Consider the following 9,276-nt stretch of genomic DNA (forward strand, 5'->3'; position numbering starts at 1 on the left):
GAAGGAACGCTCCCGCCGGATGCGCGCGATGCGCAAGACCGTCGCGGAGAACGACGTCGCCCACTGGGCCTCGACGTTCCTCGACGTCCTCTCGAACGCGCAGCCCACGCACACGAAGACGACGCGGCCGGTCAAGGGCGCGTGAGGGCTGGTCCGTCCTGCGGGGCGGTCGTTGCTGCGCGTGCTGCGTCCTGCGGTCGGGTCGTCGTACGGTCGGACGTCCTGCGGAGCGGGGTCGTCCCAGGTGGCCATTCGCAGGACCTCCCGGGTTCGCGCAGCCAGATCGCAGGACGTACGACGGACCGCCGCCGCTCGTGGGACCCCGAGGCGCCCCGATCCGCATGTAACGCGGAGTCATGGACACTTAGTGCACCGCCGGCCGCGCACTAAGCAGCGTGAACTCCGCGTTACAGCTGCCGGAGCGGCGCCCTCACTCCTCCGCCGTCAGCCCCGAGAACGCGGACTCGTCCTCCTTCTCGCCCTCGCCGGCCTCGATCGAGCGGCGCTCGGGGCGGGTGCCGCCGGGGGCCATCAGCTCGGTGATCTCGGCGGCGAGGCGCGGGCCGAGCGACCCCCAGCCGTCCTTGTAGCCGTAGACGGCACGCAGCGACCGCGCCTCGTAGTCGCCGCAGAAGATGTCGACGTCCTCGGCAGTGATCAGGCCCGGGTGCGCGACGCCGATCGCCTCGGAGACCTTGACCATCTCCTTGCGGAAGGTGCGGATGTACTGCGCGCACCGGTGTCCCTTCGAGACCGGCTCGAGGCCGCGGGTGAGCCAGGGGTCCTGGGTGGCGACCCCGGTCGGGCACTTGTCGGTGTGGCACTTCTGCGACTGGATGCAGCCCACGGACATCATCGCCTCGCGGGCGACGTTGATCATGTCGACGCCGAGGGCGAAGGCGACGATGGCGTTCTCCGGCAGCCCGAGCTTCGCCGACCCGATGAACGTGACGTCGTCGGTGAGCCCGGCCTCGGCGAAGGTGCCGTAGACGCGGGAGAACGCCATCCGGAACGGCAACGCGATCGAGTCCGCGAACACCACCGGTGACGCGCCGGTGCCACCCTCGCCGCCGTCGACGGTCACGAAGTCGACCCCGCGGTCGCCGTGCGCCATCAGCCGGGTCAGCTCGTACCAGAACGACATGTCGCCGACAGCGCTCTTGATGCCCACCGGGACACCGGTCTCGGTGGCCACCATCTCGACGAAGTCGAGCAGGCTGTCCGGGTCGCTGAACGCGGTGTGCCGCGACGGCGAGGCACAGTCGCGGCCCATCGGGATGCCGCGGATCCGGGAGATCTCCTCGGTCACCTTGGCGGCCGGGAGCAGGCCGCCCAGACCGGGCTTGGCGCCCTGGGAGAGCTTGATCTCGATGGCCTTGACCGGGGCGGAGTCGACCACCGCCTTGAGCCGCTCGATGTCGAACCTGCCCTGCTCGTCACGGCACCCGAAGTACGCCGTACCGACCTGCAGCACGATGTCCCCACCTTGCCGGTGGTACGGCGAGAGCCCGCCCTCGCCGGTGTTGTGCATGCAGCCGGCCTCCTTGGCCCCGAGGTTGAGGGCCTTGATGGCGTTGCCGGACATCGAGCCGAAGCTCATCGCGGAGATGTTCAGCAGCGACTGCGGGCGGAACGCCTTGGCTCGGCCCCTGGCCTCGCCGAGAACCTTCGCGCTGGGTAGGCCGGACTTCTCCGCGTGGTCGTGCGGCAGCGACTGTGCGAAGGTGCGGTGCTTGATGATCGGGTAGCCGGGCAGGTGCTCGATGTCGTTGTCGGTGCCGAAGCCGGAGTAGTTGTTCTCCTGCTTCGCCGAGGCGTAGATCCAGGAGCGCTGGTCGCGGCTGAACGGCCGCTCCTCGTCGTTGCTGGTGACGATGTACTGCCGCAGCTCGGGACCGATCGTCTCCAGCCAGTAGCGGAAGTGCGCGATCACGGGGAAGTTGCGCTGCAGCGCGTGGTTCTTCTGGAACAGGTCGCGCAGCGCCACGGCGCCCAGGGCGACTCCGGCTCCGCCGATGGCTCGCGAGATCTTCATGTCCAATGCCTACTCGACGGGTCGGGTGATGTCCATGAGCCGGAGCCGGGCGCAGTGACCGTGACGAGTAGGTAGATTCCGCACCATGGATCTGATCCCCAAGCCGGACCAGGTCGCGTCGGCCGCCAGCAACGTCGCACACAAGGTGCTGTACGGCGGGCTGGCCGACCTCCGCCCGATGCCGCGGACCCTCATCGACGACGGACCGCTGCGCGAGGTCTACCACTACCGGCCGCACCACCGGGTGCGCGAGACCGGGGACCCGGTGCTGCTCGTCACCCCGCTCGCGGCGCCCGCCCTCTGCTACGACCTGCGCCGGGGCTGCTCGCTGGTCGAGCACTTCGTGCAGCAGGGTCGTCCCACCTACCTCGTCGAGTACGGCCAGATCTCCTTCGCCAACCGCCGCCTGGGCATGGAGCACTGGGTCGACGAGGTCGTCCCCGAGGCGATCAAGGCGGCCAGCGAGCACGCCGGTGGTCGACCGGTGCACGTGATCGGCTGGTCCCTCGGCGGCATCTTCAGCGTCCTCGTCGCCGCCGACCAGCCCGACCTGCCGATCGCGTCGCTGACCGTCGTCGGCTCCCCCTTCGACGTCAAGCAAGTGCCGTTGGTGGCACCGCTGCGGCCGATCCTCAACCTCACCAGCGGCGGCATCGTCACCCAGATCTACCGCGCGCTGGGTGGAGCCCCCAAGCCGCTGGTACGCCGGGCCTTCCAGATCAGCTCGGGCACCAAGATGCTCACCAAGCCGCTGGCGATCCTGCAGCACCTCGACGACGCCGAGTGGCTCGCCCAGATCGAGGCGGTCGACCGCTTCACCGAGAACATGATCGCCTACCCGGGCCGCAGCTTCGGCCAGCTCTACCACCGGATGCTCAAGGCCAACCAGCTGCTGACCGGGAAGGTCGACCTCTCCGGGCACGAGATCGATGTCTCGACGATCCGCCACCCGGTGCTGGTCTTCGCCGGCAACACCGACGGCATCGCCCCGATCAAGGCGGTCAAGGCACTCGTGGGGTTGCTGCCCAATGCCGAGGAGGTGCGCTTCGAGATCGTGCCCGGCGGCCACCTCGGCATGCTCACCGGTCGCGCGGCCCGCGGGACGACCTGGGTGACGATGGACGAGTGGATCGAGCAGTGGTCCACGCCCGAGCCCGAGGCCCGCCGTACGACCCAGAAGGCGAAGAAGACGGCCAGGAAGCCTGCGAAGAAGGCGCCGACGGCGAAGACGGACGTCGCGCCCGACCGCGCGGCGATCGGCTCCAACCCCGAACGCCGCTTTGCGTCGGCCTCCTCACGCAACCTGAACCGCAAGTCCTGAAGCCGTCCGTGAAGCTGCCCCAGGCCCCTTCCCAGGCGTGGCGCCTGCTCCTGGCCCTGCTGGCCGTGACGATGGCGGTCGGGGTGGCCAGCCTCGGGACCGCCGAGTCGCGGCCACCGGAGTACCACCACTACGTCGCGATGGGCGACTCGTTCACCGCGGCGCCGTACGTCCCGCTCAACGACGTGGCCTACGGCTGCAACCGCTCCACCAACAACTACCCGCAGCTGGTCGCCCGCGAGCTGCGCATCGCCGACGTGCAGGACCGCTCCTGCAGCGGCGCGCAGACCTGGGACCTGCCCGGGCGGCAGCAGACGCATGCCGGCATGCAGGTGCCGCCCCAGCTCGACGCGCTCTCGGACGAGACCGACCTAGTCACAGTCGGCATCGGCTTCAACAACGGCCGCCTCTACGCACGCCTGGCCACGGTGTGCCGCCGCCAGGCGGGGGTGTGCCGGCTGGCCGACCAGCAAGTCCGCCTGACGGCCATCCTGGACCAGCTGCGGCCGGCGCTGGTCGACGCGCTCGAGCAGGTGCGGCAGCGGGCCCCGGACGCCCGGATCCTATTGGTCGGCTACCCGCAGCTGCTGCCCGACAGCGGCAGCTGTCCACGGCTGCCGCGGATGCGTGAGCAGGACCGCGAGACCTTCCGCGTGGTCAACGAGCGCCTGCGCGACGAGATGGAGGCGGCCGCCGAGGAGGCCGACGTGGACTTCGTCGACGTGTACGACGCATCCCACGGCCACGACGTGTGCTCCCACGAGCCGTGGGTCCAGGGCCGGGTCGGCAGCCGCCGCGTCGGCGCGGCACTCCACCCGCTGGCTCGCGGACAGCAGGCCGTGGCGGAGCTGGTCCTCGACGAGCTGGCCGAGGAGTCCGACTAGATTTCAGCCATGTCCGCGCCCCTGCCCAGAGGTGTCCGCGCCGGCTACGGCCTCGGCTCCGTGGCCACCGGCACCTTCGGCACCGTCCCGGGGCTGATGCTGCTGCCCTACCTGACCGACACGATCGGGATCGCTGCCGGCATCGCCGGCGTCATCGTGTTCGTGCCGAAGGCGTGGGACGTGGTGCTGAACCCGATCGCGGGCGGCATCAGCGACCGTTCCACGGACCCGCGCGGCCCGCGTCGGCCCTTCCTGCTCCGGGCGGGACTGCTGCTCGCGGCGTGCTTCGCGCTGCTCTTCGCCGCTCCCGACCTCGGCTCGAAGGTGTTCGACGCCGCCTGGGTGCTGGTCATGTTCATCGCCTGCGCCACCGCCTACGCGTTCTTCCAGGTCCCGTACGTGGCGATGCCGGCCGAGATCACCGACTCCTACGACGAGCGCACCCGGCTGATGACCTGGCGGGTGGCGATCCTGGCCTTCGCGATCATGGCGAGCGGCGCGTCCGCTCCCGCGATCCGCGACGCGTTCGACGGACGGACCGGCTACCGCGTGATGGGGGTGGCGGTCGCCCTGCTGCTGGTGGTCGGCGTCGTCGGCGCCTACCTCGGCACCCGCTCGGCACCGATCGGCCAGGTGACCTCCAGCGGTGGCTCGCTGCGCGAGCAGCTGCGGGTCGTCGCCGGAGCGCGGGACTTCCGGTTGCTGCTCAGCACCTTCGTGGTCCAGGCGCTCGCGGTCGGAGCGATGCTCGCCGGGGTGGCGTACGTCGCCCGCTGGGTGCTCGTCGACAAGGGCGCCACCACGATCCTGTTCGTCTGCTTCGTGGGGCCAGCGCTGCTGCTCACCCCGGTGTGGAGCGCGCTGGGCACGCGCATCGGCAAGAAGCGCGGCTACGTGATCGCCTCGCTGGTGCTGGCGACGGCCGCGCTGCTGCTGACGTGGGCCCGGTCGGCACCGCCGTGGTGGGTCTACGCCGCCACCGCCCTGGTCGGGGTCGGGTACGCCGGTGCCCAGGTGTTCCCGATGGCGATGCTCCCCGACGCGGCCGCGGTCGACACCCGTCGTACCGGGGAGAACCGGGTCGGCGTCTACACCGGCGTCTGGACCGCCGGGGAGACCCTCGGGCTGGCCCTCGGGCCCGCGATCTACGCGGGAGTGCTGGCGGCCGGCGGCTACCTCTCCGCCGAGCAGCCGGCCGACTGGACCAACCAGTTCCAGCCCGACTCCGCGCTCACCGCGATCGTTCTCGGGTTCTCGTTGCTGCCCGCCGGGCTCATCCTCGCCAGCCTGATCTCGTTGTGGCGCTACTCCATCGACGCCGAGACCGTCGAGCACGCGACTCTCGAAGGGACCCGCCCGTGACCGACGTCCTCGCGCGACTGCGCGCCCTGCAGGCCCACGACGTGCCGGTCACCGGCGGCCGGACGCTGGCCTACGTCTACGACTCCGGGCTCGAGGAGGCCGACGAGGTGGGCCGCGCGGCCGTCGCGGCGTTCGCCGGCTCCAACGGGCTCGACCCCACCGCATTCCCGAGCCTGCTCGCGATGGAGAACGAGCTGGTCGGCCGGGCCGCGAACCTGCTCGACGCCCCCGACACCGCCGTCGGCACGGTCACCTCCGGCGGGACCGAGTCGGTGCTGCTCGCCGTACAGGCGGCGCGGGACGCGCACCCCGAGATCGACCGACCGCGGATGGTGCTGCCGGTGACCGCGCACGCGGCGTTCCACAAGGCGGCGCACTACTTCGGCGTCGAGCCGGTGATGGTCGGCGTCGGCGAGGACCACCGCGCTCGTCCGCGCGCGATGGAGGCGGCCATCGACGACCGCACCGTGCTGGTGGTGGCGAGCGCGCCGTCGTACGCCCACGGGGTCGTCGACCCCGTCGACCGGATCGCCGCCGCGGCTGCCGCCCGCGGCGTGCGCTGCCACGTGGACGCCTGCATCGGCGGCTGGGTGCTGCCGTACGCCGCCCGGCTGGGCCGGCCCGTGCGGCCGTGGACGTTCGCCGAGGACGGCGTCACCAGCATCTCGGTGGACCTGCACAAGTACGCCTACGCCCCCAAGGGCACCTCGATCCTGCTGCACCGCACGCCCGAGCTGCGCCGGCCGCAGTTCTTCGCCTCGGCGTCGTGGCCGGGCTACACGATGCTCAACACCACCATGCAGTCGACGAAGTCGGGCGGCCCGCTCGCCGGCGCATGGGCGGTGGTGACCACGATCGGCGACGAGGGCTACCAGCGCCTGGCCGGGAAGGTCTTCCGCGGTGTCGACCAGCTGGTGGCCGGGATCCGCTCGATCGAGCACCTGTCCATCGACGAGCCGCCCGACTCGACCCTGGTCGCCTTCGCGACCGACGACACCTGCGACGTCTTCACCATCACCGACGCGATGCAGCGCGCCGGCTGGTGGGTGCAGCCGCAGCTCTCCCACGACGGTGGCGCCCCGACGATCCACCTGTCCCTGAGCGCCGCGACGGCCGACCACGTGCAGGAGTTCCTCGACGCCCTGCGCGAGGCGGTCGCCGGTGCGGTGGCGAGCGGACCGGTGCGGGTGGACCCGGAGGTCGTGGCGTTCGTGCAGGGTCTCGACCCGGCGGCGCTGACCGACGAGGACTTCGACGGGCTGCTGGCCGCGGTCGGGATGGCCGGGGGCGAGGGCGTCGGGCTCCCCGAGTCGATGGCGGAGATCAACACCTTGCTCGACCTCTCGACCCCCGCGCTGCGCGAGGCACTGCTCACCGCGTTCCTGGACCGGTTGCTGCGGCCGGTGCGCTGAGCCTGTGCCTCAGCCGGCCACCCGGCCGACGACGAACCAGGCAGCGGCGCCCAGCTCGAACGGTCCGTCGCCCAGCCGGTCGCGGAGGGCGTCCCGGAGCGCTTCGCGATCGGCCGGGGACAGCGTGGCCACGTGGTCGCCGGCGGGGCCGACCCCGAGCTCGAACGGCGCCCACCAGTCCTCGAACGTGGCGAACCGCCGGGTCACGGTGAGCAGGTCATCGACCGGGTCCTCGAGCCCGGCCGAGGTCACGAGCTCGTGGAGGTGACCCTGCCTCGCGCCAGCCAACGCGCTCTCGTCCGTGACTGACGGGTCGATCTCACGGGCGACCGTCCAGAACGTCGCCAACGGTCCGGTCCCGCCCGCGTGGTCCCACACGGTTGCCGCCACCCGTCCACCCGCTCGGGTGACCCGCGCCATCTCGCCCAGTCCGCCCACCGGCTCGCGCATGAAGTGCACCACCAGGTTCGCCACTGCCAGGTCGACGTGCGCGTCGGGAAAGGGCAGCTGCTCGGCCCTGCCCCGGCGTACGTCAACACCCGGGAGGCGCGCGGAGGCCGCCGCCACGAACGGCGCAGACGGGTCGACAGCGGCCACCGCCTCGGCCCCGAGCCGCTCGACGAGCACGGCCGTCAGCACACCGGGCCCGCACCCGACATCGAGCGCGCGGTCGCCCCTGTGGGGGTCGAGCCGCTCGACCACCAGCTCCGCGAGCGGCCGCGACCACTGCCCCATGAACCGGTCGTACGCCGTGGCCACCACGTCGAACCCCACGTCCGTGACTCTAGACCCGCCCCGGGGTGGCCCGCCGTGTCCCCGCCGCCTCACCGCCGTCCGCCTGTGACGCGGAGTTGTGGATGCTCGGTGCACTGCCGGCGGTGCACCAAGTGACGTGTACTCCGCGTTGCATGCCGTACGCCGCGCCCTAGGGTGGCACGCATGAGCGCTCTGGCCGGACTGGTGGAGAAGGGGCTCGTGGCACCGGACTGGGCCGCGGCACTGGCGCCGGTCGACGAGCAGATCGCCACGATGGGGCGCTTCCTGCGCAGCGAGCTCGCGGCCGGCCGGCAGTACCTCCCCCGCGGCGAGCACGTCTTCCGCGCGTTCAGCCGGCCGCTGGCGCAGGTGAAGGTGCTGATCGTCGGGCAGGATCCGTATCCGACACCGGGCCACCCGGTCGGGCTGAGCTTCTCGGTGGCGCCCGGGGTCGCTCCGCCGAAGAGCCTGGTCAACATCTTCCGCGAGCTCGTGGAGGACCTCGGCGTACTCCCGCCGACCTCCGGCGACCTCACGCCGTGGGCGGACGCCGGGGTGATGCTGCTGAACCGCTCACTGACCGTCACGCCCGGGCAGCCTGCCTCCCACCGCGGGCGGGGCTGGGAGCCGGTCACCGACCAGGCGATCCGGGTGCTCGCCAAGCGCGCCTCCGACCAACCGCTCACGGCGATCCTGTGGGGACGCGACGCGCAGTCGCTCAAGCCGGAGCTCGCACCGATCCCGTGGGTGGAGTCGGCGCACCCGAGCCCGCTGTCGGCGCATCGGGGGTTCTTCGGCTCGAGTCCGTTCAGCCGGGTGAACCGGATGCTCGAGGAGCAGGGCGGTACGCCGGTGGACTGGCGACTTCCCTGACAGCGGTCCGAGGAATATGGTTGACGTGTCAACAGTTTGGAGTGTCATGGACGACAGCACCCGGATGCCCGCCCTCTACATCGGCCACGGAGCGCCGCCGCTCCTGGACGACCCCGTGTGGTCGGGCCAGCTGCGCACCCTGGCCGCGGACATGCCGCGGCCGACGGCGATCCTCATCGTCAGCGCCCACTGGGAGTCGGCCCCGCTCGCGCTCAGTGCGTCCGGGCCCGGCGTCGGCCTGATCTATGACTTCGGCGGTTTTCCCGCGAAGTACTACAACGAGAAGTATGAGACGCCCGACGCCTCCGCCCTCGCCCGGCGGGTGGCGGCGATGATGCCGGACACCGAGCCGGTGCACCAGCACCCCTCACGCGGCCTCGACCACGGCGCCTGGGTGCCGCTGAAGATCATGTACCCAGAGGGCGACATCCCGGTGCTGCAGATGTCGCTGCCCACGCACGATCCTTATCAGCTGCTCACCCTCGGCACCCGCCTGCGGGAGCTGCGCGACGAGGGCGTGCTGATCATCGGCTCCGGGTTCCTCACCCACGGGCTGCCGTTCCTCACCGAGTTCCGCATCGAGGCCGCGGCTCCGGGCTGGTCGAAGGACTTCGACGCCTGGGCGGCCGACGC

The 9,276-nt window shown here is 71.5% G+C and carries 8 protein-coding genes; 6 read left to right on the forward strand and 2 right to left on the reverse strand.

Going from position 1 to position 9,276, the window contains the following annotated elements; all coding sequences use genetic code 11:
* Nucleotides 1–430: 430 nt before the first annotated feature.
* Nucleotides 431–2,035, reverse strand: a complete 1,605-nt coding sequence (locus tag VFH10_RS14395; RefSeq protein ID WP_325129743.1) for an FMN-binding glutamate synthase family protein — start codon at nt 2,033–2,035, stop codon at nt 431–433.
* 85 nt (nt 2,036–2,120) lie between these two features.
* Here VFH10_RS14395 and VFH10_RS14400 point away from each other — a divergent pair, with 85 nt between their 5' ends.
* From VFH10_RS14400 to VFH10_RS14415, 4 genes are read left to right on the forward strand one after another with little or no spacing between them, the layout of a single operon-like run.
* Nucleotides 2,121–3,356, forward strand: coding sequence for an alpha/beta fold hydrolase (locus VFH10_RS14400; RefSeq protein WP_325129744.1), 1,236 nt, complete (start codon nt 2,121–2,123; stop codon nt 3,354–3,356).
* An 8-nt stretch (nt 3,357–3,364) separates the two neighbouring features.
* Entirely contained in the window at nt 3,365–4,240 is an 876-nt protein-coding gene (locus VFH10_RS14405) for an SGNH/GDSL hydrolase family protein (RefSeq protein WP_325129747.1), read from the forward strand.
* A gap of 9 nt (nt 4,241–4,249) precedes the next feature.
* Complete coding sequence (locus tag VFH10_RS14410; RefSeq protein WP_325129749.1) at nt 4,250–5,602, forward strand: MFS transporter; 1,353 nt, start codon at nt 4,250–4,252, stop codon at nt 5,600–5,602.
* Nucleotides 5,599–7,014: a pyridoxal phosphate-dependent decarboxylase family protein gene (locus tag VFH10_RS14415; protein WP_325129751.1), complete on the forward strand. Its 1,416-nt coding sequence runs from the start codon at nt 5,599–5,601 to the stop codon at nt 7,012–7,014. Before VFH10_RS14410 ends, VFH10_RS14415 begins: the two co-directional genes overlap by 4 nt.
* Before the next feature lie 9 nt (nt 7,015–7,023).
* Here VFH10_RS14415 and VFH10_RS14420 read toward each other — a convergent pair whose 3' ends face one another.
* Entirely contained in the window at nt 7,024–7,788 is a 765-nt protein-coding gene (locus VFH10_RS14420; RefSeq protein ID WP_325129753.1) for a class I SAM-dependent methyltransferase, read from the reverse strand.
* Between the two features lie 165 nt (nt 7,789–7,953).
* On the opposite strand from VFH10_RS14420, the gene VFH10_RS14425 reads away from it, so the two are divergent.
* Complete coding sequence (locus VFH10_RS14425) at nt 7,954–8,643, forward strand: uracil-DNA glycosylase (RefSeq protein WP_325129755.1); 690 nt, start codon at nt 7,954–7,956, stop codon at nt 8,641–8,643.
* A 46-nt stretch (nt 8,644–8,689) separates the two neighbouring features.
* The coding region (locus VFH10_RS14430; RefSeq protein ID WP_325129757.1) for a class III extradiol ring-cleavage dioxygenase at nt 8,690–9,276 on the forward strand (587 nt) is incomplete at its 3' end.

The sequence above is a fragment of the Nocardioides sp. genome, assembly GCF_035697785.1.
Taxonomy (GTDB): Bacteria; Actinomycetota; Actinomycetes; order Propionibacteriales; family Nocardioidaceae; genus Nocardioides_B.

Bases quoted from the DNA above. Each gene is read 5' to 3' on its own strand.
- VFH10_RS14400 (WP_325129744.1), top strand. From the start codon at position 2,121: ATGGATCTGATCCCCAAGCCGGACCAGGTCGCGTCGGCCGCCAGCAAC.
- VFH10_RS14395 (WP_325129743.1), bottom strand. From the start codon at position 2,035: ATGAAGATCTCGCGAGCCATCGGCGGAGCCGGAGTCGCCCTGGGCGCC.
- VFH10_RS14410 (WP_325129749.1), top strand. From the start codon at position 4,250: ATGTCCGCGCCCCTGCCCAGAGGTGTCCGCGCCGGCTACGGCCTCGGC.
- VFH10_RS14425 (WP_325129755.1), top strand. From the start codon at position 7,954: ATGAGCGCTCTGGCCGGACTGGTGGAGAAGGGGCTCGTGGCACCGGAC.